Annotated in this window: 19 protein-coding genes and 4 tRNA genes; 5 read left to right on the plus strand and 18 right to left on the minus strand. The window is 48.4% G+C overall.

All coding sequences use genetic code 11. From position 1 onward, the window contains the following. Positions 1-15 precede the first annotated feature (15 nt). The 3 genes from B156_RS0127300 (at position 16) to B156_RS31870 (ending at position 1,685) form a co-directional block, all read left to right on the plus strand. Positions 16-603 (plus strand): Crp/Fnr family transcriptional regulator, encoded by a 588-nt coding sequence (locus tag B156_RS0127300; RefSeq protein WP_018622991.1) that lies wholly within the window; start codon positions 16-18, stop codon positions 601-603. 78 nt (positions 604-681) lie between these two features. Then, positions 682-1,293 carry a hypothetical protein gene (locus B156_RS30130; RefSeq protein ID WP_018622992.1) on the plus strand — a complete coding sequence of 204 codons (612 nt, stop codon included), beginning with the start codon at positions 682-684 and terminating at the stop codon, positions 1,291-1,293. Positions 1,294-1,310: 17 nt separating this feature from the next. Next, positions 1,311-1,685, plus strand: coding sequence for a hypothetical protein (locus B156_RS31870; protein WP_018622993.1), 375 nt, complete (start codon positions 1,311-1,313; stop codon positions 1,683-1,685). A gap of 63 nt (positions 1,686-1,748) precedes the next feature. Here the strand turns inward: B156_RS31870 and rpoC are convergent, their stop codons facing one another. The 17 genes from rpoC to B156_RS0127395 form a co-directional block, all read right to left on the minus strand. Next, positions 1,749-6,098 carry a DNA-directed RNA polymerase subunit beta' gene (gene rpoC, locus B156_RS0127315; RefSeq protein ID WP_018622994.1) on the minus strand — a complete coding sequence of 1,450 codons (4,350 nt, stop codon included), beginning with the start codon at positions 6,096-6,098 and terminating at the stop codon, positions 1,749-1,751. Between the two features lie 110 nt (positions 6,099-6,208). Next, positions 6,209-10,078, minus strand: coding sequence for a DNA-directed RNA polymerase subunit beta (gene rpoB, locus B156_RS0127320; protein ID WP_018622995.1), 3,870 nt, complete (start codon positions 10,076-10,078; stop codon positions 6,209-6,211). 249 nt (positions 10,079-10,327) lie between these two features. Continuing rightward, positions 10,328-10,714: a 50S ribosomal protein L7/L12 gene (gene rplL / locus B156_RS0127325; protein WP_018622996.1), complete on the minus strand. Its 387-nt coding sequence runs from the start codon at positions 10,712-10,714 to the stop codon at positions 10,328-10,330. A gap of 99 nt (positions 10,715-10,813) precedes the next feature. Next, positions 10,814-11,344, minus strand: coding sequence for a 50S ribosomal protein L10 (gene rplJ, locus B156_RS0127330; RefSeq protein WP_018622997.1), 531 nt, complete (start codon positions 11,342-11,344; stop codon positions 10,814-10,816). A gap of 3 nt (positions 11,345-11,347) precedes the next feature. Further along, positions 11,348-12,046: a 50S ribosomal protein L1 gene (gene rplA / locus B156_RS0127335; protein WP_018622998.1), complete on the minus strand. Its 699-nt coding sequence runs from the start codon at positions 12,044-12,046 to the stop codon at positions 11,348-11,350. 26 nt (positions 12,047-12,072) lie between these two features. Next, entirely contained in the window at positions 12,073-12,516 is a 444-nt protein-coding gene (rplK, locus tag B156_RS0127340; RefSeq protein ID WP_018622999.1) for a 50S ribosomal protein L11, read from the minus strand. A 176-nt stretch (positions 12,517-12,692) separates the two neighbouring features. Then, on the minus strand, positions 12,693-13,256 hold the full coding sequence (gene nusG / locus B156_RS0127345; protein WP_018623000.1) for a transcription termination/antitermination protein NusG: 564 nt from the start codon (positions 13,254-13,256) through the stop codon (positions 12,693-12,695). Positions 13,257-13,271: 15 nt separating this feature from the next. Beyond that, positions 13,272-13,463: a preprotein translocase subunit SecE gene (secE, locus tag B156_RS0127350; RefSeq protein ID WP_026261099.1), complete on the minus strand. Its 192-nt coding sequence runs from the start codon at positions 13,461-13,463 to the stop codon at positions 13,272-13,274. Positions 13,464-13,480: 17 nt separating this feature from the next. Continuing rightward, positions 13,481-13,551 (minus strand) — tRNA-Trp (locus tag B156_RS0127355). A gap of 191 nt (positions 13,552-13,742) precedes the next feature. Further along, the gene (gene tuf, locus B156_RS0127360) at positions 13,743-14,930 is read right to left on the minus strand and encodes an elongation factor Tu (RefSeq protein ID WP_018623001.1); all 1,188 of its coding nucleotides are present in this window, start codon (positions 14,928-14,930) and stop codon (positions 13,743-13,745) included. A gap of 173 nt (positions 14,931-15,103) precedes the next feature. Next, positions 15,104-15,175, minus strand: a tRNA-Thr gene (locus tag B156_RS0127365). 150 nt (positions 15,176-15,325) lie between these two features. Then, positions 15,326-15,398, minus strand: a tRNA-Gly gene (locus B156_RS0127370). A 9-nt stretch (positions 15,399-15,407) separates the two neighbouring features. Then, positions 15,408-15,493: transfer RNA gene (locus B156_RS0127375), tRNA-Tyr, on the minus strand. Between the two features lie 116 nt (positions 15,494-15,609). Next, on the minus strand, positions 15,610-16,146 hold the full coding sequence (locus B156_RS0127380; protein ID WP_018623002.1) for a hypothetical protein: 537 nt from the start codon (positions 16,144-16,146) through the stop codon (positions 15,610-15,612). A 149-nt stretch (positions 16,147-16,295) separates the two neighbouring features. Then, a complete protein-coding gene (locus tag B156_RS0127385; RefSeq protein ID WP_018623003.1) occupies positions 16,296-18,317 on the minus strand; it encodes a M13 family metallopeptidase in 2,022 nt (673 codons plus the stop codon). A 112-nt stretch (positions 18,318-18,429) separates the two neighbouring features. Next, positions 18,430-19,035 (minus strand): thioredoxin family protein, encoded by a 606-nt coding sequence (locus B156_RS0127390; protein WP_040586473.1) that lies wholly within the window; start codon positions 19,033-19,035, stop codon positions 18,430-18,432. 292 nt (positions 19,036-19,327) lie between these two features. Further along, on the minus strand, positions 19,328-19,507 hold the full coding sequence (locus B156_RS0127395; protein ID WP_018623005.1) for a hypothetical protein: 180 nt from the start codon (positions 19,505-19,507) through the stop codon (positions 19,328-19,330). Between the two features lie 275 nt (positions 19,508-19,782). On the opposite strand from B156_RS0127395, the gene B156_RS0127400 reads away from it, so the two are divergent. Continuing rightward, complete coding sequence (locus tag B156_RS0127400) at positions 19,783-20,256, plus strand: DUF4293 domain-containing protein (RefSeq protein WP_018623006.1); 474 nt, start codon at positions 19,783-19,785, stop codon at positions 20,254-20,256. 35 nt (positions 20,257-20,291) lie between these two features. Here B156_RS0127400 and B156_RS0127405 read toward each other — a convergent pair whose 3' ends face one another. Then, positions 20,292-22,007 (minus strand): M28 family peptidase, encoded by a 1,716-nt coding sequence (locus tag B156_RS0127405; RefSeq protein ID WP_018623007.1) that lies wholly within the window; start codon positions 22,005-22,007, stop codon positions 20,292-20,294. A gap of 171 nt (positions 22,008-22,178) precedes the next feature. Here B156_RS0127405 and B156_RS0127410 point away from each other — a divergent pair, with 171 nt between their 5' ends. Continuing rightward, positions 22,179-24,641: a zinc-dependent metalloprotease gene (locus B156_RS0127410; RefSeq protein WP_018623008.1), complete on the plus strand. Its 2,463-nt coding sequence runs from the start codon at positions 22,179-22,181 to the stop codon at positions 24,639-24,641. Positions 24,642-24,643 lie beyond the last annotated feature (2 nt).

Consider the following 24,643-nt stretch of genomic DNA (forward strand, 5'->3'; position numbering starts at 1 on the left):
AATTTCCTCTTTCACATGGAGCATAATCTGCCCGATATCGTTGCGTCAATTAAGAGAAATTATGCTGATCTCACTACCGAATGCGAACAGGACTTGATTGCCTGCTGCAAGCTGTTACGGGTTGAAAAAAATACTACCCTGGTAAAAGAAGGTCAGTATGCCGACAAAACGTATTTTATTGTAAAAGGAGCCGCCCGTGCTTATTATCTGAAAGACGGCCGAGAAATTACCGATTGGTTCGCGTTTGAAGATGCCTTCATTACGTCTGTCAATAGCTTTTTTCTAAACATCCCAAGTCCTTACTATATCGAGTTGCTGGAGTCGGCAGTTATTGTAGAAATAGCAAGAAATGCCATGCTTGAGTTATGCGACAAACACCATAGCTTCGACCGACTCTGTCGGATCATTGTCACAAGAACTATGCTTCAACTCCAGCAGCGTGTTGTTTCCATCCAGTTTGAATCTGCCCAGCAAAAGTTAGATAATCTGATGGCCATTCGCCCTGACATCACCAACCGAGTACCCTTGGGTCATATTGCTTCTTATTTGGGCATTACGCTCGAAACTTTAAGCCGAATCAGGCACCCCAAAAAGCGAATTTGATTTATATCAAATGACTTGCAGCTAGCTACTTTGATATTTGCACTAGCTTAATGCCGCTATGTAATTGGGTCGCCGTGCATGAACTATAAAACTGTACACCGTATTACCGGGATACTTATTTCCGTATTTATTGCTGCCCACTTGTTCAATCATTTGATGGCCTGGTTTGGTATTCAGACCCATCGGGACATTATGGAGTTGTTTCGCAACGTTTACCGCCATCCAGCTATTGAGTGGTTTCTCATCGCTTCTTTTCTGTTTCAGGCGTATAGCGGTATTTCGTTAGTAGTTGCACTGAAGAAAAAACCTAAACTGACCACGTTCGAACGGCTGCAACTCTATTCGGGGATTGCGTTGGGATTTTTTATTATCCAGCACATACTAGCCGTTATTGGCCAACGGCTTTATTATCAATTTGATACTAACTTCTATTTTGCTGCCCGAGTCGCAGTTGAGTACCCATTTAACTTGTACTTCGTGCCTTACTATTTTATGGGTATTGTCGCGTTTGGCGTACACGTCGGTTTGGCTCATCGGAAGAGAATAATCCAGTTTGTAAGGCCAGGCATAGCCAATGTTCATTTCATATTCATCGTATTAATTTCGATATTCATTGCCTGCATTATATTATACACCTTTATGGGTGGTCGTTATCTGATTGAGATTCCTGAGCAATATGAAGTTTATTAACTTACAAGATAACCTTTATGAACATCCTTGTTTATCTCTGTGGTATATATTCACTTGGGTTCGCCATATTTCACCTATTCTTCTGGCGACTGTTTGACTGGAAAAATGAACTAAAAAAACTCTCACTGGCTAATCGAGCAATCCTGCAAATTGCCAATATTAGGCTGATTTACATTTGTATGCTTGTTGCTTTCCTATGTTTTTGCTTCCCAACAGATCTCACGACAACTACGTTAGGCAAGACCTTTTTGGGCGGAATGTCATTATTCTGGTTTGGCAGAACAGTGGAACAGTTCATTTTTTTGCGCATTAACAAAACCTTCGTCCACGTATTGACAGCACTATTTATTATCGGGGCAATAATTTTTGCCTTGCCCGTTTTTTTGTCGTAAAAGCAAAAACCGCCCCAGCCATTAAGGACCGGAGCGGTTTCATATTTAATCCTGATACGACGCTTACACCGTCGCCCGTTTCTTGCTGCGGGCGAATGACTCGCGCGATTCTGTAACTATTTCCAGTTCTTCCTTCGAACCAACAATTGCGTTCTGATAATGACGAAGACCCGTACCCGCTGGAATCAGGTGACCAACGATCACGTTCTCTTTCAGGCCGTCGAGTGTATCGCGCTTACCCCGAATCGAAGCTTCGCTCAACACCTTCGTTGTTTCCTGGAAGGAAGCAGCCGAGATGAAACTGTCTGTACCTAACGATGACTGAGTGATACCCATCAGCGTTGGTTGCGAAACAGCGGCCATCGCGTCACGAACAGTTACCAATGCCATGTCACGGCGTTTCAGACTTGAATTCTCGTCCCGAAGCTGACGGCTCGTGACAATCATACCCGGCTTGAAATTAGGTGACTCACCGGGTTCCATAACAACCTTAGCATCAAGTACTTTGTCGTTTTCTTCCCGGAATGACCATTTGTCGACAACCTGACCTTCGAGGAAGTTAGTGTCGCCAGAGTCGATAATTTCAACTTTCTGCATCATTTGCCGTACAATGGCTTCGATGTGCTTATCGTTGATCTTAACGCCTTGCAGACGGTAAACTTCCTGAATTTCATTCACCAGATACTCCTGAACGGCAGTTGGACCTTTAATAGCCAGAATGTCGCTCGGCGTAATTGCTCCGTCAGACAATGGTGCACCAGCGCGCACAAAGTCATTATCCTGTACCAGAATAAACTTCGACAGGGGAACCAGATATTTCTTCTTCGTGCCGTCTCTCGACTCGATAAAGATTTCGCGGTTACCACGCTTGATAGCACCGTAGGTTACCACACCATCAATCTCGCTTACTACGGCTGGATTGGAGGGGTTACGGGCTTCAAACAATTCCGTTACCCGTGGCAGACCACCCGTAATATCACGGGTTTTACCTACGTTACGTGGAATCTTCGCCAGCGGTTGGCCAGCCTTGATTTTCTGCCCTTCCTTCACCACCAGGCGTGAGCCAACGGGTAGGTTATAACTCTTCTGCAACGGACCTCCGTCATTATCGGGTAGGTGAAGTGTCAGCGTTGTGGTACCCTGTACAACAATGGCCGGGTTCTTGGCTTTGTCACGAGTTTCGATGATTACCTTTTCCTGGAAGCCGGTTTGCTCATCAAATTCTTCGCGGTACGTAATACCATCTTCAATGGCATCAAAATTCAGGGTACCAGTCAATTCTGACAGAATAACGGCGTTGTAAGGATCCCAGGCGCAAATGTCGTCACCTTTCTTCACCATATCACCATCTTTCACCCGCAGGAATGCCCCATAAGGAACGTTATTGCTGATAAGAATGACGTTACGGTCGGCAGGATTCACAATCCGAACCTCACCCGAACGACCCATTACAATCGTTTGAGGATTACCTTCCGCATCTTCCGAAGATACCGTCCGCATTTCCTCTAACTCAATGAGTCCGTCGAATTTCGCTTTGATCGACGCATCAACCGCAATGTTAGACGCTGTACCACCCACGTGGAAGGTACGGAGTGTTAACTGAGTACCCGGCTCACCAATGGATTGCGAGGCAATTACACCCACGGCTTCGCCAATGTCGACCATACGGCCTGATGCCAGGTTACGCCCGTAACACTTAGCACAAACACCCTGACGGGATTCGCACGTCAACACCGACCGGATTTCAACCGTTTCGATGCTCGTTTCGTCAATCTGAGCAGCTACTTCTTCCGTTACCAGTTCACCAGCTTCGATGATCAACTCCTTCGAGAGTGGATCGTAGATATCGTGAACCGTGGTCCGGCCCAGAATACGCTCCGATAATGGCTCAACGATGTCTTCGTTATCTTTCAGCGCTGATACTTGTAGGCCACGCAAGGTGCCACAATCATCTTCACTGATAATAACATCCTGTGCTACGTCGTGCAAACGACGGGTCAGGTAACCGGCGTCCGCAGTTTTCAACGCCGTATCGGCCAGACCTTTACGGGCACCGTGCGTGGAAATGAAATACTCCAGTACGTCCAGACCTTCTTTAAAGTTCGACAGGATTGGGTTTTCAATAATCTCACCAACCGAACCCTGCAGGTTTTTCTGTGGCTTAGCCATCAGACCACGCATCCCACCTAACTGACGAATCTGCTCCCGCGAACCACGTGCGCCGGAGTGCATCATCATATAAATGGAGTTAAAACCACCCTGATCGGCTTCGAGCTGCTTCATCAGCGTCTCGGTCAAACGGGAGTTTACACGGGTCCAGATGTCGATAACCTGGTTGTACCGCTCGTTCTCTGTAATCAGACCCATCAGGTAGTTGTCCCAAACTGTCTGTACTTCAGCCTTCGCTTCGTCAACCAATCCCTGCTTTGCTTCAGGAATCATAACGTCGCTCAAACCAATTGACAGACCGCCTTTAAACGCCATCTGGAAACCAAGTTCCTTAATTTCGTCGAGGAATTGAGCCGTCCGGGCACCACCTGAAATTTTGAAGATCAGCGCAATGATTTGCTGAAGTTTCTTCTTCGTCAGTAACTCATTGATATAGCCAACCTCTTCGGGAACAGCCTGGTTGAACAACAACCGACCCGCCACCGTATCGATAACTTTATAGACAAGCTCACCACTCTCATCCCGAACTTTCACCCGGCATTTGATATTGGCGTGCTTGGAAACTTTGCCTTCATTGATACCGATAACTACTTCTTCGGTGCCATAGAATGTCATGCCTTCGCCAGCAATTGGGTACTCAGGAATGCTCTTACGGCCTTTAGTCACGTAGTATAGACCCAACACCATGTCCTGCGATGGTACCGTAATCGGCGCACCGTTGGCAGGGTTTAGGATATTGTGCGACGCCAACATCAGTAGCGAGGCTTCCAGTACGGCTTCCTGTCCCAATGGAACGTGAACAGCCATCTGGTCACCGTCAAAGTCAGCGTTGAAGGCGGTACAAACGAGTGGGTGTAACTGAATAGCCTTTCCCTCGATCAGTTTAGGCTGGAAGGCCTGAATACCTAACCGGTGCAATGTTGGAGCACGGTTCAGCAATACAGGGTGACCTTTCAACACGTTTTCCAGAATATCCCAGATAACGGGGTCTTTCCGGTCAACAATTTTCTTGGCCGATTTCACCGTCTTGACAATACCCCGCTCAATGAGCTTGCGAATGACAAAGGGCTTGAACAACTCAGCCGCCATGTCTTTCGGCAGACCACACTCGTGCAACTTCAGCTCAGGACCAACCACAATAACCGAACGACCCGAATAGTCGACACGCTTACCAAGCAGGTTTTGCCGGAAACGCCCCTGCTTGCCTTTCAGCATGTCAGAAAGCGATTTTAGTGCCCGGTTTCCTTCCGAACGAACGGCGTTTACTTTACGGGAGTTGTCGAACAGCGAATCGACAGCTTCCTGCAACATCCGCTTTTCATTACGGAGAATTACTTCAGGCGCTTTAATTTCGATAAGCCGCTTCAGGCGGTTATTCCGGATGATAACCCGACGATACAGGTCATTCAAATCAGACGTGGCAAAACGACCACCATCGAGAGGAACGAGTGGGCGCAATTCGGGTGGAATAACAGGCACCATTTTGATCACCATCCATTCAGGACGATTTTCAATACGGCCGTTTGCTTCCCGGAATGCTTCAACAACTTTCAGCCGTTTCAGCGCTTCCGCTTTCCGCTGTTGCGACGTATCCGTGGCCGCAGCATGACGCAGCGAATAGGATAATTCGTCGAGTTCTACCCGTGACAACAACATCTCCAGCGCTTCAGCCCCCATCTTGGCGATGAATTTATTAGGGTCTTTGTCGTCGAGGTGCTGGTTTGTACCCGGCAGTTTGTCAATAATGTCCAGATACTCGTCTTCCGTCAGGAAGTCGAGTTGATTGATACCGTCCTCAGCCTTCACACCGGGCTGAACAACTACGTACCGCTCATAATAAATGACCTGATCAAGTTTCTTGGTAGAAAGTCCCAGCAGATAACCAATTTTATTTGGCAGACTACGGAAATACCAGATGTGCGCGACGGGAACCACCAGTTCGATGTGTCCCATACGCTCCCGGCGAACCTTCTTTTCAGTTACTTCTACCCCACAACGGTCACAGATGATGCCTTTATAGCGTATCCGTTTGTACTTGCCGCAATGGCATTCCCAGTCCTTTACTGGCCCAAAAATGCGCTCGCAGAACAAGCCGCCCATTTCGGGTTTATAGGTCCGGTAATTGATAGTCTCCGGCTGTGTCACTTCGCCGTAGGAACTCTCCAAAATAGACTCCGGCGACGCCAGGCTGATTGTTACGCTCTGGAAGTCGCTGTTGAGCTTCTTGTTCTTTTTGAACGACATTGGTTGGAGATTAAAAGTTAAAAACAGATTGAGTAGTTGGTCAGTCTATGAGTTGACCAGTAGCTAACGTGTACTGGATTTACTTACTGACTGACCAACTAACCAACTTACTATTCTAATGTAATTTCAAGGGCGAGACCACGCAATTCGTGAACGAGTACGTTGAACGACTCCGGAATATTAGGCTTCGGCAGGTTTTCACCTTTCACGATAGCTTCGTACGCCTTTGCGCGACCAACTACATCATCAGATTTTACGGTCAGGATTTCCTGCAGGATATTAGATGCTCCAAAAGCTTCCAGTGCCCACACTTCCATCTCACCAAAACGCTGACCGCCAAACTGCGCCTTACCACCCAGCGGCTGCTGTGTAATGAGCGAGTAGGGACCAATTGAACGGGCGTGCATCTTATCGTCCACTAAGTGACCGAGTTTGAGCATGTAAATGATACCTACCGTAACGGGTTGATCAAAACGCTCACCGGTTAGTCCATTGTAGAGATAAGTCCGGCCAAACGAAGGCAATTCTGCTTCATTCAACTCATCTGCCACCTGCTGTTCAGTCGCTCCGTCAAAAATTGGCGTAGCATACTTCCGATTTAGTTTCTGACCAGCCCAGGCCAGTACGGTCTCATAAATCTGGCCGAGGTTCATCCGGCTTGGTACGCCGAGAGGGTTAAGCACGATGTCTACTTTCGTTCCATCTTCTAGGAATGGCATGTCCTCATCCCGGACAATCCGTGCGACGACACCCTTGTTACCGTGACGACCAGCCATTTTATCACCTACTTTCAGCTTACGCTTCTTGGCGATATACACTTTGGCCAGCTTAACAATACCGGCGGGTAATTCATCGCCCACTTCGAGTGTAAACCGTTCCCGCTTGAATTTGCCGGTAATTTCGCTCCGACGGTTATTGTAGTTTTTCACTAACGCAATAACCATCTCGTTCGCTTTCTCATCGTCGGTCCAGCTATCCAGATTCAAATCCGATAACAGGTTAGCTTCTTCCGGTACAGCGTAACTGCTTTCGTCGCGGTAGGCGTTCTTGTCAGGAAAGAGGTTATCCGTAATATTCTTACGGTTAAACTTTACACCTTTGCTTACTACTTCGTCACCAAATTTATGCTTAACACCAGCGCTGGTTTTTCCGTCGAGTAAGTTAACCGTTTTGTCAATCATGCGGGTACGGAAGTCGTTCAACTCACGACCGTACTTCTTCATCAGCGCCTTTACCTCATCTTTGTGCTTACCCCGGTCTTCTTTGGCCGGACGGGCAAATAATTTGGTGTCAATAACCACTCCTTTCAGGGACGGTGGCGCTTTCTTGGACGCATCTTTTACATCACCGGCTTTATCGCCGAAAATGGCGCGAAGAAGTTTCTCTTCCGGCGTTGGATCGCTTTCACCTTTCGGTGTAATCTTACCAATCAGGATATCACCTTCTTTTACTTCCGTACCAACCCGAACGATACCATTCTCATCAAGATTTTTGACAGTTTCTTCGCTAACGTTCGGAATTTCAGAGGTTAACTCTTCTTCACCCCGTTTGGTATCACGTACTTCCAGTTCAAACTCTTCAATGTGAATGGACGTGAAAATATCTTCCCGCACTACGCGTTCCGAAATCACAATAGCATCCTCAAAATTATATCCCTGCCAGGGCATGAAGGCAACCTTCATGTTACGGCCCAACGCCAGTTCACCTGCCTGAGTCGCATATCCTTCGCACAGCACATCTCCTTTCTTCACCTTCTGGCCTTTCAGCACAGTTGGTTTTATGTTGATGCATGTATCCTGGTTAGTCCGGCGGAATTTGATCAGATTGTATGTCTTCCGATCTTCATCAAACGAAATAGCCATTGCATCATCGTCAAGGTTGTATTTGACTACTATTTTAGTAGAGTCAACCAGTTCGACAACGCCATCTGCTTCAGCAATAACCAGTGTACGGGAGTCAACCGCCACACGACCTTCCAGACCCGTTCCCACGATAGGAGCTTCGGGCCGAAGCAATGGAACGGCCTGACGCTGCATATTCGAACCCATCAGGGCACGGTTAGCATCGTCATGCTCAAGAAACGGAATCATGGAGGCAGCTACCGACACAATTTGGTTGGGAGCAATATCCATGAAGGTAACGTTTGCCGGTTCCGCTATGGGGAAGTCACCTTCAAAACGAGCTTTCAGGCGATCTACCTGGAAATTTCCTTTCTTGTCGATGCCCGCATTTGCCTGAGCGATGTAGTGAGTATCCTCTTCTTCGGCAGTCAGGTACATCACTGGCTTATCCATCGCAACTTTTCCGTTTTCGATAATACGATACGGTGTTTCGATAAAGCCCATGCTGTTGATTTTAGCATAGACACACAGCGACGAGATCAACCCAATGTTTGGACCTTCCGGTGTTTCAATCGTACATAACCGACCGTAGTGGGTATAGTGTACGTCACGAACCTCGAAACCTGCCCGCTCACGCGATAGACCGCCTGGTCCCAGTGCCGACATCCGACGCTTGTGCGTCACCTCAGCAAGTGGGTTCGTCTGGTCCATGAACTGTGACAACTGATTGGTACCGAAGAACGAGTTAATGACGGACGACAGCGTCCGGGCGTTAATCAGGTCAACAGGTTTGAAATCTTCGTTGTCCCGAACGTTCATTCGTTCTTTGATGGTCCGCGCCATACGAGCCAGACCAACGCCGAACTGTGCATATAACTGTTCACCCACTGTCCGGACGCGCCGGTTGCTCAGGTGGTCAATATCATCAACAACAGCTTTTGAGTTAATCAGACCAATCAGGTACTTCACGATAGACACAATGTCTTCCGTAGTTAATACCTTCATGTCCGACGAAATGTCGAGCTGCAGTTTCTTGTTAATCCGATACCGGCCTACATCACCCAGGTCATAGCGTTTATCCGAGAAAAACAGACTCTGGATAATCTCGCGGGCCGTTTGCTCATCAGGTGCATCCGCGTTTCGAAGCTGACGATAGATTTGCTCTACCGCTTCCTTCTCCGAATTTGAACTGTCCTTTTGCAGTGTGTTGTAAATGATGTTATAATCGGCCATGTTCATGTCCTCCTTGTGCAGGATAACCGATTTCTGCCCCGATTCTGTAATGACATCAATATCATCGGCTGTAATAGCCGAATCACGCTCCAGAAGTACTTCGTTCCGACTGATAGACACCACTTCACCCGTGTCTTCGTCCACAAAGTCTTCCGTCCAGGTGCGCAGAACCCGAGCCGCCAGCCGACGGCCGATTGCTTTCTTCAAATTGGCAGGAGTGGCCGGGACTTCTTCCGACAAACCGAATAAATCCAGAATGTCTTTATCCGAACCGAAACCAATAGCCCGTAAAAGCGTCGTAACCGGAAATTTTTTCTTCCGGTCAATGTACGCGTACATGACGTTATTCACATCCGTTGAAAACTCAATCCATGAGCCTTTAAACGGAATAATGCGCGCTGAGTAAAGTTTGGTACCGTTTGTATGCTTACTCATCGAGAAGAACACACCCGGTGAGCGGTGCAATTGGGATACAATTACCCGTTCAGCTCCATTAATGACAAAAGAACCTTTCTCAGTCATGTAAGGGATATTGCCCAGAAATACCTCTTGCTCAATCGTCTCAAAATCCTCGTTGTCAGGATCATTGTTAGAAAGACGCAATTTAGCCTTCAGGGGTACTGAATATGTTAGTCCCCGGTCAATAGATTCATCAACCGAATATTTTGGGGGGTCAACCAGGTAATCGATGAACTCCAGTTTGAAATTCTCACGGGAGTCGGAGATGGGGAAGTTTTCCTGAAAAACCTTGAACAATCCTTCTTCCGAGCGTTCGCTGGAAGGGGTGTCAAGCTGGAAAAAATCTTTGAAGGATTTTACCTGGATATCCAGAAAATCCGGATAGCCGATCACTGGCTGAATCGTCGCAAAATTTTTGCGGGTACTGATTTTCGCGTTTGTCGCCAAGATTGTGCTTCGTTTAGTGCGTAACCGATTCTTAATGAGTGCGTTGCGAAGATTTGCTACGGCACTCGAACTAAGTAGTCATCTATACCCCGGGCGTCACCCGACCTAAGGGGTATAAATAAACAACATAATGCAATATAAAAAAGTTTGTCTTTTGCAAGTGCTTTAGACAAAAACTCTCCAAACAGGAAAAGACCAGACGTTGGCCTGGCCTCTCCTGTTGGAGCGATATGCGAAATAGCTATCTGCTTACTTAACTTCTACCTCAGCACCAGCTTCTTCAAGCTGCTTGCGGAGTGATTCAGCTTCGTCTTTAGCAACGCCTTCTTTCACTGGTCTTGGCGCATTGTCCACCAGTTCTTTGGCCTCTTTCAAACCCAGACCCGTCAGGTCTTTTACCAGTTTCACGACAGCGAGCTTAGCAGCACCAGCTGATTTTAGTACCACGTCGAACGACGTTTTTTCAGCAGCAGCCGGAGCAGCATCGCCACCACCTGTTGCACCACCAGCTACCATCATGGGAGCGGCAGCAGCCGGCTCGATACCATACTCATCTTTCAGGATTGTAGCCAGTTCGTTAACTTCTTTAACCGTCAGGCCTACAAGCTGCTCAGCGAACGCTTTCAAATCTGCCATTGTAGTATTCTCTTTATTTGATTGTGATACGATTTTTTTACGATGCGAACGTTATGCCCACATTTAATGTCGGAAATTACGGACAGCGCGTCCGCTTCACTATGCTTCCTCGCGCTCCGACAGCGTTTTAAGAATGCCAGCCAATTTGTTACCACCACTCTGCAACGCTGAAATGACGTTTTTAGCAGGTGATTGCAATAGACCAATAATTTCACCGATCAATTCTTCCTTGCTCTTCAGTGCGATGAGCGTATCGAGTTGGTCAGCTCCAATGAACAGGCTATAATCAATAGACGCAGCCTTCAGTTGTAACTTGTCACTCGTTCTGCGGAATTCCTTGATGAGCTTAGCCGGTGCTTTGCCATTTTCGGGGTGAAACATCACCGCCGACTGACCATGCAGTACCGCATCGTTGAACGGAGTGTAATCCGTATCCAGGGATTCAAGTGCTTTTTTGATGAAGGTATTCTTCACCACTTTGTACTCTATGCCCCGATCAAAACACATCCGACGGAGGTTGTTGGTTTCAGCAACTGTCATGCCGTTAGCCTCCGTGATGTAGAAGAAGGGAATGCTCTGGAACTTTCCAGTCAATTCCTCAATTATTGCTCCTTTTTCGTCGCGTTTCATGGCTTATATACCGGCTACTGTGCCTTTATCAATCGTAACTCCCGGACTCATCGTGCTCGACAGATTTATCGTCTTCATGTACGTTCCTTTGGCCGATGAAGGCTTCAGACGCATAAGTGTAGCGATAATTTCCTGTGCGTTTTCGACCAGTTTTTCTGGCGTAAACGATACTTTACCAATACTGGTATGAATGATACCGGTCTTATCAACTTTAAAGTCGATTTTACCCGCTTTCACCTCACGAACGGCTTTGCCTACTTCTGGTGTTACCGTACCCGATTTTGGGTTTGGCATCAAACCCCGTGGCCCCAGTACTTTACCCAAGCGACCAACTTTGGCCATAACGTTCGGCATCGTGATAATCACGTCGATGTCCGTCCAGCCCTGTTCGATTTTTTGAATATAGTCATCCAGACCCACGAAGTCGGCTCCAGCTTCCTTCGCTTCGTTCTCCTTATCCGGGGTGCAAAGCACCAGTACGCGAACCGTTTTACCCGTACCATGAGGCAACGTGGCAACGCCACGAACCATCTGATCGGCTTTACGCGGGTCGACGCCTAACCGGACGTCAATATCCACCGAAGCATCAAATTTCGTGTACGAGATGTCCTTCAGAATCTCAGCTGCCTGTTGGAGCGAGTATTCCTTGGCAGCATCGTACTTCGATTGTGCTTCCTTTTGTTTTTTCGTTAACTTAGCCATTTGTGTGTTTGCTTCGGCAAGTCTGTTTAGTTCTCAAAGGGCGATGCGCCCGACACCGTGATTCCCATGCTGCGGGCCGTACCGGCCACCTGTTTCATCGCTGATTCGACAGTGAATGCGTTCAGATCGGGCATCTTTGTTTCCGCGATTGTCCGAACCTGGTCCCATGTCACTGATCCTACTTTTTTGCGATTAGGTTCAGCAGAGCCGCCTTTCAGCTTAGCTGCTTCCATCAGCAGAATCGGTGCGGGTGGTGTCTTGATGACGAAATCAAAGGACTTGTCCTTATAATATGTAATCAAAACTGGCAATACCGTCCCCATCTTATCCTGCGTACGTCCGTTGAATTGCTTGCAGAATTCCATGATGTTTAAACCCTTGGAACCCAAAGCCGGACCGATTGGAGGTGCGGGGTTAGCTTGCCCACCTTTGACTTGCAGCTTAACGTAGCCACCTACTTCTTTTGCCATTGTGGTAATTTAGTTACGACCGCGTGGGCGGCCCCGTTACTGCCTGGGTTTCTTACCGGTTAGTCACATAACCAGTCCGCACACCTTTCGCAGCGAATCAACTTCTTCAACTTCTTTGGCTGGTCACCCTCTGAGGGAAGCATAGGATGCCAAACCTGGGAAAACTAACCTGATGATTAGTTCTCCTTCTCTACTTGTGCGTAACTGAGTTCTACCGGAGTGTTCCGGCCAAATATTTTAACAACGACGTTCAATTTCTTTCGGTCATCGAATACTTCTTCTACTGTACCAATAAAACCGCCAAATGGCCCATCGACAACTTTTACGTTCTCTCCTTTAAGATAACTGGCTGTCGGAGCCGATACTACTTCGGTTTCTTCATCATTCACTTTACCAAGGATTCGGTTTATTTCAGCCTGACGAAGGGGAACCGGAACTTTAGACGTGGTTCCAACCTGCGCATTGCCAAGAAAACCCAATACACCCGGCATATTCAGAATCATATCGAGTGCCCGGTTGTTACCCAAATCGGCTGAAATTAAGATGTAGCCAGGGAAAAAGGATTTTTCCCGAACGCGCTTCTTACCGTTACGCATTTCATACACCTTTTCTGCCGGGATCAGCACCTGCGGAATGATTTCATCCAGCTTTTGCCGGATAATCTCATTATCGAGGTAGGATTTGATTTTCTTCTCCTGACCCGACACTGCCCGAATGACGTACCATTGTATGCCGCTCATGTTTTGTAGGTCGATTTAGAATGACTGATAAAATGTATTCAGTCCATTCTCGAATACTAAATCTATTAACCCGACTAGTAGCGCAAAAATCAGCGAGGCTACCAGCACCAGTGTCGAACTGGATTGGAGGTCGCTGAATTTAGGCCAAGTCACGTTATGCTGAACTTCCTCCCAGGAGGCTTTCAGAAACGATGTAAACTTGTCCATTTTATGTAAAGGATTTGCACGGGTGGAGAGATTCGAACTCCCATCAACGGTTTTGGAGACCGCTATTCTACCCTTGAACTACACCCGTTTATTCAACTGAAAGAAGAGATAAGGCAAAAAGAGAAAAGACACGGCTAATGCCAATTCATCCTGATTCTCACAACTTTACTCTTACACCCTTAGACATATCCGTCGAAACGGACTGCAAAAGTACGGAATAATATTAAAAAACAAGTGCATTTCCGTGAAGAAATGCACTTGTTTTTATTACGAATTCCATTAATCGAGAATTTCGGTCACCTGACCAGCTCCTACGGTACGACCACCTTCACGGATAGCGAAACGAAGTCCCTTTTCCATGGCGATTTTGTTAATCAAGGTTACGTCGATTGTGATATTGTCACCCGGCATTACCATCTCAACGTTGGCAGGCAGCATAATCTCGCCTGTCACGTCAGTGGTGCGGAAGTAGAACTGCGGACGGTACTTGTTGAAGAACGGAGTATGACGACCACCTTCTTCTTTCGACAGGACGTAAATCTCAGCCTTAAATTTGGCGTGAGGAGTTACAGAACCTGGCTTACAAATTACCATGCCCCGGCGAATAGCCTCTTTTTCAATACCACGCAACAGCAGACCTACGTTGTCACCAGCTTCGCCACGGTCCAGAATTTTCCGGAACATTTCAACGCCTGTTACAACTGATTTCAGGTTTTCAGCACCCATACCAAGTATTTCAACTTGCTCGCCTGAGTTGATTATACCACGCTCGATACGACCCGTTGCTACTGTACCACGACCCGTGATCGAGAATACGTCCTCTACCGGCATCAGGAACGGAAGTTCCGTCTGACGTGGGGGCAAGGGGATAAAGCTATCAACGCTGTCCATCAGTTCTTCGATGGTTTTTACCCACTGCTCATCTCCATTCAGGCCACCAAGAGCCGAACCCTGGATAACAGGGATGTTGTCACCGTCAAAGTTATAGAAACTCAATAATTCGCGAATTTCCATTTCAACGAGTTCGAGTAGCTCTGGATCATCGACCATATCCACTTTGTTCATGAAGACAACCAACTGAGGTACACCAACCTGGCGTGCCAGCAGGATGTGCTCGCGAGTTTGTGGCATTGGCCCGTCCGTAGCGGCTACTACTAAGATAGCACCGTCCATCTGAGCAGCTCCCGTTACCATGTTCTTTACATAGTCGGCGTGACCAGGGCAGTCAACGTGTGCATAGTGACGACTCGCCGTTGCGTACTCAACGTGCGATGTATTAATTGTGATACCGCGCTCTTTTTCTTCAGGAGCGTTGTCAATCGAGGAAAAGTCCCGAATTGCGGCCAGACCCTTGCCGGCCAACACTTTCGTAATGGCAGCCGTCAGCGTCGTTTTACCGTGGTCAACGTGACCAATCGTACCGATGTTTACGTGCGGTTTCGAGCGGTCAAAATTCTCTTTTGCCATGTTTTTAAAACGCTATTGTGAATTTTTGTTTGTTAGTAAATGAATTCGCTGAACAGTAACTAAACCCAGCGAAGTCATTCCTTTTAAGGTATGACACCATTTGGGCTTAAAACCACACGGGCGTCGGACGGGGTTAACCGTCCCTTCAAAGAGACTTCAAAAAAGAAGTCCTGAGCCGTTACGGGGATTTGAACCCCGGACCTCTTCCTTACCAAGGAAGTGCTCTACCACTGAGCTATAACGGCTTGTTTACTATAAATGAACGGATCCTGTCAGTACATTTTATACTATCCACTAACACAGCGGAATATGACCGGGCCGCCGAAACAGTTTTGAAGTGGAAAGCCACCCCGACCGTAGTCCATAGCCTTTAGGGCCATCGCTCTACCTACTAGAGCGGAAGACGGGTCTCGAACCCGCAACCTATAGCTTGGAAGGCTATCGCTCTACCAATTGAGCTACTTCCGCTTATTTATTTGGTGGGGAGTGGAGGATTCGAACCTCCGAAGGCGTACGCCAGCAGATTTACAGTCTGATCCATTTGGCCACTCTGGAAACTCCCCGAAAAAGGTAAGATAAAGAACATTTCCAAGCCCGCTTCCGGTTTTGGAGTTGCAAAATTACATGTTTTTGCGATGTTGTCAACAGATGGTCCAAAAATAATTTGAAGACCGTTGCCTTATTTAAGCATTTTCGTTAATTGCTGATCATTGGGATAGTTTATCTCCGTGATACCCCATCGTCCCGCTACTTGCTGCATATCAATTTTGACTTCTTCGGGTTTGTCTTTGTTCGTAAATGTTACGTACACAATGGCCCGCGTTCCACCAATAGCTGCCGGTTCTACCCACATCTTTTTTATATTGGCATCAGGGGCGTTGTACAACAGGTTTGTTTTGGTCCTGTTTACACGGCCTGATGATTTTTGGACATCGTTCCAGATGATATCCGCGGTGGGTTTCGTGAAAAATTCGTCAATCAATGCCCGATTTTTCTTGTCCCGGAGTGGGTTTTCAGTTTTGTTGTGCTCAAAATAGAGCGCCCTTACCAACCGATCTGGTACAGTTCTGGGCGCATCAGGACCGGGTCTTTTAGACAGAGCCGTGGCACTATCATCAGCCACAATCGTTTTTTCTTTACTCTCATCCTGCTTTGTTTTTGTTTGGCAGGCTAAAAAGGAAAAGAGTAAAAGGAGGGATATGCAGGTAATTTTCATAGCTATGATTTAGGCATTCAGGAGAATCAAATAAGCTGACGGACTACAGCGTATTACGGCAGGTAATCAAATTTGATAAGTCCGCATTTGCAAAAGCCGCATCCAGGTATGAGGACGCGGCTTTTACGGATGCGATGAACGCATACTGTTTACCAAACCTTAATTCTGTCTTCCGGCTTTTTATACATTTTATCACCCGGCTTCACATCAAATGCCTGGTACCAGGCCGTGATATTTGACAGAGGGCCATTGCAGCGGTACTGACCCGGGGCGTGCGGATCAACCATAATCAGCTGTGCCTGGGTTTCGGGCAGTACGTTGATACGCCACACCTGTGCCCATGATAAAAAGAACCGCTGGTCGGGGCTGAACCCGTCAATCATGCTTTTCTTACCAGATGATTTTCCCTGAGGAGTCTTTTTGAAGGCGTCGTAGGCAATTGCTAAGCCACCCAGATCTGCCAGGTTTTCGCCTAGTGTTAGCTGACCGTTTACTTTGATTGTGTCGAGCACCTTGAAGCCCGAGAACTGGTCGCGTACCTGATCGGCTCGTTTTTTGAAATTATCGGCATCTGCTTTCGTCCACCAATCGCGCAGGGTACCGTCCGAATCATACTGGCGACCTGAATCATCGAAGCCGTGTGTCATCTCGTGGCCAATTACAGCACCAATGCCCCCGTAGTTGACCGCGTCATCAGCATCGGCATCAAAGAAGGGGAATTGGAGTATAGCGGCTGGGAAAGCAATTTCGTTATTGACCGGGCTATAGTAGGCATTCACTGTTGGGGGTGTCATGCCCCACTCCGTCCGGTCGACGGGTTTGCCCAATCGGTTGATCATGTAGTTATACTGCCACTTCCCTGCTGACTCCATGTTACCGTAGAAGTCAGTACGATTGACAGCAACGCCGTCATAGTTTTTCCACTTGTCCGGATAACCAATTTTACGCTTAAAGGCCAGCAGTTTGTTAAGTGCTTTTGCCTTAGTATCCTCACTCATCCAGTCCAGTTTTTTGATATGCTCCTTATAGGATGCTTCCAGATTATCTACCAGTGCCAGCATGCGTTGTTTGGCTTCCGGCTTAAAGTACTTCTGAACATAGAGTTGTCCCAGCAAATCCCCCAGCGAGCCATCAATCAGGCTACTTACGCGTTGCCAGCGGGCAGTTTGCTCTTTCTGGCCGGACAGCACTTTTGAAAAAGCAAAGTTCTGGTTGACAAATGGACTGCTCAGGTAGGGCGCTGCTCCCTTGAGAATATTCCAGCGCATGTACGTCTGCCATTCTTCAATGGGTGTGGCTGCTACCAGGCTGTCCAATGAACGATAAAAAGACGGGTTTTGCACCAGTACTGTATCCTGCCCTTTTACGCCCAACTTCGCCATGTGGTCCATCCAGTTGATGCCAGGTGTTTGCTGGCTGAATTGGGCAACCGTGAATTTGTTATAGGTCTTGTAAGGGTCGCGGAGTTCAACGCGGGGCATTTGGGCTTTCGCCAGGGCAGTTTCTACCCGGATAACTACATCGGCATCCTGCGATGACTGCGTTGGCTCCTCGCCAATCAACCCGAACATTTTGGTAAGGTGATCACGATAGGCATCGCGCACTTTCTGGCTCCGGGCGTCATTTTTCAAGTAATAGTCACGATCGGGAAGCGTGGTACCTCCCTGGCTAAACTGCGGCAGGTATTTATTGACGTTTTTACGGTCCTGTCCGACGAAAAAGCCAAATAGCATACCGTTGCTCTGAGTCCGCTGGTAAGCTAATTCGTTCAGAAAGGCAGCTTTATTGTTTACCTTCTCAATCCGGTCGAGATCTGGTTTGATAGGATCAAAACCACGCTTTTCAATGGTCAGACTATCCATCCCACTCTCGTAGAAATCGCCTACCATTTGATACAAACGTCCTTTCGTGGTTGTTTTCGACGCATCTTCAAGGAGGGTTTTCATGGCATCGAGACTCTTTTCCCGGAGTTCGTTAAAACTTCCCCACGATGTTTTCGACGCAGGAATTTCATTCTTCTTCAGCCAGTTACCGTTGGCATACTCATAGAAATTGTCACCCGGTTTCACGGACATATCCATGTTTTGCGGGTCAATGAATTTGCGGTTGTCAGCAGCTATAAACCCAATGACTATAGCTGATACCACAAGAAAAGACACCTGTTTGGTCATGTTTTTGTTTGTTGGGGTTGATGAAAGAAGACAAAATTAACAAAAAAAGGAACGCGAACAGAGAGCGGCTATGTAACCGCGCTGATTCGGGCTCCCTCCTGGAATGACGAGCTTACTGCCTGGCTGTCAAGGCAGATTGAACGTTTCTGTAGGTCGTCGTCTTGTACTGGTCGAAGGGCTCTTTCTTATGATAGTTTTGACCAAAGTAGGTAATTATCTGGTGAAAGGTACGGGGTTCAAGGTATCCGGAGATAGGCTGAATAAGGTTAAATTTTTCGTCCATAAACACGGTCGTTGGATAGCTCATCTGGTTTTTCAGTAGAGCCGCGGCTAACTCATGAACGCCCCGGCTGCCTCCCCGGACAAACTTGAACGTTTGCCCTCCCAGTCGTACATCGGCAGTTTGCTCGGCATTGAACCGAACCGGGTAGTAATTCTCGTTGACATAATCAACAATAGCCGGCTTTGAGAATGTTTCCCGGTCCATCACTTTACACCAGCCGCACCAGTTTGTATAGACATCGACCACAAACTTCCGGGGTTTTTTCTGTGTCAGCGCGTAGGCTTCCTCAATGCTTAGCCAGTTGATATGCTTTCGTCCATCCGCAGGTTTATGAAGGACTGTTGTTGCCTTCAACTGCCCGTTGGGTAAACTGGTCCGAAAGGAGCAAATGGTCAGTAAGATGAAAGCGGCAAAAAAGAAAAAAAGACGGTTCATACAGATAATTTGGTTCTCCAGGTAAATTCGTTTTACAGATAACGACCAATGGTCGATAAAATTCGTAGGATGGACTGTTGGGTCGTAAATTTTGGTGGCCCGGATCACATTCCGTTTGTGCATAGGCTGGAAGACTTTTCAGTCAAAAGCCCTGTTCCCGCCTATTTCGCTGCACACGACTTCTTGAATGACAGGTAGTCAATATCCCTAGGGGCTGTAATACTGTGACTGGTTGGGCAAATATTTCAGATTGCTATACCTCGGGCTGAGCCTTCGGGGCAAAGGCATCATACTAAATCAGGTGAAAGGGGAGGGCTCTTTGCCACTCCTGCAACAGACACTCGATTTTTGTCAGTATAAAATAAGGAGCGACTAAAACCGGCTCGTTCCTGGGTAATTCATGTACAAAAGGCAGGAGGGAGATGCCGAGCTGCTCACCCAAATCAACCAAGCGGGCATCTTTTGGCGCCATCGGATACGTGTCGATAGCTATGTAGTTGTCAGGGTATTCGATCCCGTCTCGAAAACTCCAAGTTCGTCTTCAAGGAATTTGGGAAGGCCGCCAGTAATCATAACTCCATATAACCGCTGCGGTTCCTGACAGGCTCTATAAATGGATGGTACGGTTTTCGGATTCTTTATTGCCAGCCGTGCGTGAACCGCCGGAAGTTATCAACAGACGAACATCCGCTTTCATAAACTATCACTTTTTAGGCTATTTTTGCGGGTCAAAAAACATCATTACGCATGATTCAACGCGTTCAAACAATATTTCTGTTTCTTATTGCCGTGGCCATGGGGGTTGCATTGGCTAATCCACTCTGGGAAAAAGTTGGCGCACAGCCAACGGAAATGGCGCATTTATCCGCGCTTCAGTATAGTTATCAACAAGGCGTCACAACGTTTGTGGATTCGATCTGGTATTTAGCTTTGTTAATTGCTTTGGTTGGCTTAGTGTCGACTTACGCCATTTTTCAGTACAAAAATCGCCTGACACAAACTGCCTTATGCGCTGTAAATGCATTGATGCTTACGGCTATCATGGGTATTGTACTGTATAAGACTTTATACGCAGGGAAAGAATACGGCGACCCTGGCGATCAGGGAAATTTCCTTACCGGGTTCTATGCCATTATTGTGGCGCTGGTATTAAATGCACTGGCCAATCGGTTCATTCGGCGCGACGAGAAACTCGTTCGGGGTTCAGAACGACTACGGTAGAATTTTTTAAGAGAAAGCAGGTTAATAAAGGGCGTTCAACGCCCTTTATTCGTTTCTGCGGGAGATGCTTCTTTAAACTTGGTCCCGAAAAAGTCACCGTCGTTCCAGACGGGACGGCTATCGGCCTGGGCAGTCAAATACCCGATCAGAAACTGTAACTGCACGTGTCGGCCAGCTGCGTTCCAGTCGAAGGGTTGATTCATATCATCCTGAGGAGTGTGGTAGGTAGTGGCCCGCCAGGCCAGATTGAGTTTAGTCCCATCGCGGGAATCGCCAGTGGTAGAGCCGCTTTTGACGTAGATGGCCGGAATGCCCTGCCGAACAAAACTGAAATGGTCAGAGCGCATGAATACAGACTGTTCGGGAATGGGGTCTTTCGCAATCTCGACGCCCACAAACTGCGCAGCTGCCCGTACGGCCCCCGCCATGCTGGAATGCTCAACCCCGTAGGGCACGATATCGAGCAGTGGATGGAAGAAAAATGGCATATCAAGACAAAGATTCGCCACTATATTTTCCTTCGGCACCGTTGGATTGCTGGCAAAGTAATCGGACCCCAGCAACCCCATTTCCTCGGCAGTAACGGCTACGAACAAAATAGACCGGCGGGGTGCTTTAGGTAGTAGGGTAAACAGACGGGCAGCTTCCAGATTGATAGCCACACCCGATGCGTTGTCGTGTGCGCCGTTGTTAATAGAATCTCCTTTAACGGGTTTGGTGATGCCGAGGTGGTCAAGGTGCGAAACATACACTACATATTCGTTTTTCAGCGCCGGGTCGGAGCCGGGTAAAAGCCCCACCAGATTTTCGCCTACCAGGTCGTCATTCAACTCCGTTTGGGTGGTTGCCTGTATAGATAGGTTTAGAGGAAATGCCTGGGGCTGGTTCTTGCTGGCAGCTATTCGGGCATCATCAAACGGTTTGCTGGCACCGGCAAACAAGGTGCGGGCGGTGGAGTCGCCCAGCGAGGCAATTACTTTTAGGGTCGGGAAAGTTCGCTGCACCTGTCCTTTGGAATCGACCCAGCGGTAGGTAGCCTGCCGGTTGCGGGGGGCATTGGACTCAATACGGGCAAACATATCAGTTGGCAAACTGAACGTAATGATTCCAACAGCCCCGTGTTTGGCGGCTACTTCCTGCTTGGAGGAATTGGAATAAGCTCGTTGGTTGGATGGAAACGAGGTGGGGGCACCATTGAAACAGGCTACAATTTTACCCTGTACGTTAATGTTCGCGTAATCATCGTATCCCAACTCTGGCGCGGATACACCAAAGCCAACAAACACAACCGGGGCTGATACCTGACTCGTTGCCTGACTAAATTGTGGGCTGAAAATATAGTTTTTCCCGTAGGTCATCCGCTCTGAGGCACCAACTACTCCATCACTGCTTTGGCGGGTCAGCATCATCGAACTACCCGCTTCGCGCACGATGGCCCGACGCAACGGCACTTTTTGCCGGTAGGTTCCACCCTGACCCATTGGGGTAAATCCAAGCGTCCGAAACTGTTTTTCAACATACTGAGCGGCCAGTTCGTAACCGCGCGTACCGGGTTTACGGCCTTCCAGTTTGTCATCGGCCAGATACTGCATGTGTGCTTCAACGGCTGCTGGCTGTACGGCTTTGGCCACTTTTTGGGCGTCGGCCGGAATGGCTGGTACTGGTGTTGGTGCACTGGTCTTGGGATTGGGTTGAGCCAGTGTTTTACTAAAAGGAGTGACGCAAACGAGAATGATCAGGAGGTATTTCAACGCAGTAACTGGGGTTATTAGTAACTATACAACGTAAGCTATATTTGCCGATTACACGAAACCGCCAATGAATATAACGATTTCTTCAACTGTCAGTACAAAGTAGTTTGGTGAAATCATACTATTAATTCGTTTGCCGTATCTTGAGCCTTAATTACAACCCAATTTACTATGCAAAAACACGTATTTACACTTCTTAGCTTACTTCTCTCTACTAAACTGCTAGTTGCCCAGCCAGCCCCTGCTGGTAGTATTACTGCCTTCACGTCGGGCATGGAACGCAACCCCGGCTTTATGACCTACTACTGGGATGCTAAAAAAGGTAAAATCTGGCTCGAAATAGCTGATCTCGATACCGAACTTCTATACTACCCGACGCTGGCAGAAGGCGTTGGCTCGAACGATATCGGCCTCGACCGGGGGCGCCTGGGGCAGGAACACATCGTGAAATTTCAGCGCAGCGGCAACAAAGTGCTGATGCTGGAACCCAACTACGCGTATCGGGCTCTCACTAATGACCCGCTTGAACGTCGGGCGGTGGAAGAATCATTTGCCAAGTCCGTTCATGCCGGTTTTGAGATAGTGGCAGAGGAGAAAGGCAGTGTGCTGGTTGACCTCACGCCGTTTCTGATGCAGGATGCCGTGGGGGCGGTGCAGGCCATCGCCCGAACCAAACAGGGGACGTTTAAATTTGACCCGACGCGGAGTGCCATGTACCTGACCCGCACCAAAGCCTTCCCGCAGAATACGGAATTCGAAACAATTATTACCCTGACGGGCGATAATCCCGGTTCTTTTCTGCGCGATGTGGTGCCAACGCCTACGGCCATTACCGTGCACCAGCACCACTCATTTGTTCAATTGCCGGATAACAACTTCAAACCCCGGCTGTTCGACCCACGCATTGGGTACGGTGGCATTGAGTTTTTCGATTACGCGACACCCGTTAGTCAACCCATCATGAAACGGTACATCTCGCGGCACCGGCTGGAGAAAAAAGACCCATCAGCCGCCCTAAGCGAGGCTGTTAAACCCATTGTGTATTATATTGATCCCGGCACACCCGAGCCAATACGATCTGCTCTGATGGAAGGTACCGCCTGGTGGAATCAGGCATTCGAAGCGGCTGGTTACAAAGATGCTTTCCAGGTTAAATTGCTCCCGGCCGATGCCGACCCGATGGATATTCGGTATAATCTGGTGCAATGGGTGCATCGGTCCACGCGGGGCTGGAGCTACGGAGGCAGTATAAACGACCCGCGCACGGGCGAAATCATTAAGGGGAAAGTTACCCTCGGCTCGCTGCGGGTTCGGCAGGATTATCTGATTGCGCAGGGCTTGGCGGGCGACTACTCTGGCGCGGCCGCTCCCTCGCTGGACCCGATGATGCAGATGTCCATTGAACGACTGCGGCAACTGGCGGCTCACGAAGTGGGGCACACCCTTGGTTTGCCCCATAATTACATTTCCAGTACGCAGGATAGGACATCTGTTATGGATTACCCGACGATGCTGGCCAAAGTGAAGGGAAACAGTATCGACCTGAGTGATGCGTATGCCAAAGGGATTGGTGCTTACGACAAATGGAGCATTCGCTATGGGTACGAGCAGTTCCCGGCTGGGGCAGATGAAAAATCAGCCTTGAACAAAATTGTGACGGATATGCACAAGGCGGGTTTGACCTTCCTGACCGACAAAGATGCGCGGCCGGAAGGGTCGGTCCATCCCGGTACCCACCTGTGGGATAATGGGGCTGATGCCGTTGACGAGTTGAAACGCGTATCGGATGTTCGGCGGGTGGCGCTGAGTAATTTTACGGAGAAGAAAATTCCGATGGGAACGCCAATGGCCACCCTAGAAGAAGTATTGGTGCCGATGTACATGTTTCACCGCTATCAGGTAGAGGCAGCGGCTAAAGTAGTAGCCGGGCAAGTTTACACTAATGCGCTTCGGGGCGATGGCCAGCCTGTTATGTCGACGGTTCCGGTGCAGGAGCAAAAGCGGGCGTTGAATGCATTGATGACTACCATTGATCCGGCTTTTCTGGCCCTTCCCAAGTCGATAGTGGCATTGATTCCGCCCCACCCATTTCGCTACAATCCAAATCCCCGCGAGGTTTTCAAACGACGAACGGGATTATCCTTCGATCCAATGGCGGCACCCGAAGCGGCCGCCGGTATGACCATTCAGATGCTGTTGAATCCGGAACGGGTCAGTCGGCTGGTTGCGCAGTCGGCACTCGATCCGGCTCAACTCAGTCTTGAGTCGATGCTGGACCAATTGCTCGCGGCTACCTGGTACAAAGCTGAACCGGCTGACAGTTATCAGGCAGAAGTAAAACGGTTGACGGATAAGCTGCTGTTGCAAAAACTTATCGACGTGGCAAATAACCCCGAGATAACCCCGCAGGGCCGGGCAATGGCCGGGTTGAAATTAACCCAGTTGAAGAGTAAATTAAATACGGCGGGTGCCAACCCGAAAGTAGCGGCTCATCACCTGTTTGCCCTTGATCAGCTTCGTCGGGCCGAGGGTAACATTGACGACGTTCGGCCAACAAGCCCCCAAACTCCCCCAGACGGTATGCCGATTGATCCGGGTCAGGAATGGCTGGCTCCGGCCTGCGACTGGCGGTAAAA

Origin of the sequence: Spirosoma luteum DSM 19990, from assembly GCF_000374065.1 — a bacterium.
GTDB classification, from domain to species: domain Bacteria; phylum Bacteroidota; class Bacteroidia; order Cytophagales; family Spirosomataceae; genus Spirosoma; species Spirosoma luteum.

Bases quoted from the DNA above. Each gene is read 5' to 3' on its own strand.
- B156_RS0127300 (WP_018622991.1), top strand. From the start codon at position 16: ATGGAGCATAATCTGCCCGATATCGTTGCGTCAATTAAGAGAAATTAT.
- B156_RS30130 (WP_018622992.1), top strand. From the start codon at position 682: ATGAACTATAAAACTGTACACCGTATTACCGGGATACTTATTTCCGTA.
- B156_RS31870 (WP_018622993.1), top strand. From the start codon at position 1,311: ATGAACATCCTTGTTTATCTCTGTGGTATATATTCACTTGGGTTCGCC.
- rpoC (WP_018622994.1), bottom strand. From the start codon at position 6,098: ATGTCGTTCAAAAAGAACAAGAAGCTCAACAGCGACTTCCAGAGCGTA.
- rplL (WP_018622996.1), bottom strand. From the start codon at position 10,714: ATGGCAGATTTGAAAGCGTTCGCTGAGCAGCTTGTAGGCCTGACGGTT.
- rplJ (WP_018622997.1), bottom strand. From the start codon at position 11,344: ATGAAACGCGACGAAAAAGGAGCAATAATTGAGGAATTGACTGGAAAG.
- rplA (WP_018622998.1), bottom strand. From the start codon at position 12,046: ATGGCTAAGTTAACGAAAAAACAAAAGGAAGCACAATCGAAGTACGAT.
- rplK (WP_018622999.1), bottom strand. From the start codon at position 12,516: ATGGCAAAAGAAGTAGGTGGCTACGTTAAGCTGCAAGTCAAAGGTGGG.
- nusG (WP_018623000.1), bottom strand. From the start codon at position 13,256: ATGAGCGGCATACAATGGTACGTCATTCGGGCAGTGTCGGGTCAGGAG.
- secE (WP_026261099.1), bottom strand. From the start codon at position 13,463: ATGGACAAGTTTACATCGTTTCTGAAAGCCTCCTGGGAGGAAGTTCAG.
- tuf (WP_018623001.1), bottom strand. From the start codon at position 14,930: ATGGCAAAAGAGAATTTTGACCGCTCGAAACCGCACGTAAACATCGGT.
- B156_RS0127380 (WP_018623002.1), bottom strand. From the start codon at position 16,146: ATGAAAATTACCTGCATATCCCTCCTTTTACTCTTTTCCTTTTTAGCC.
- B156_RS0127385 (WP_018623003.1), bottom strand. From the start codon at position 18,317: ATGACCAAACAGGTGTCTTTTCTTGTGGTATCAGCTATAGTCATTGGG.
- B156_RS0127390 (WP_040586473.1), bottom strand. From the start codon at position 19,035: ATGAACCGTCTTTTTTTCTTTTTTGCCGCTTTCATCTTACTGACCATT.
- B156_RS0127395 (WP_018623005.1), bottom strand. From the start codon at position 19,507: ATGGCGCCAAAAGATGCCCGCTTGGTTGATTTGGGTGAGCAGCTCGGC.
- B156_RS0127400 (WP_018623006.1), top strand. From the start codon at position 19,783: ATGATTCAACGCGTTCAAACAATATTTCTGTTTCTTATTGCCGTGGCC.
- B156_RS0127410 (WP_018623008.1), top strand. From the start codon at position 22,179: ATGCAAAAACACGTATTTACACTTCTTAGCTTACTTCTCTCTACTAAA.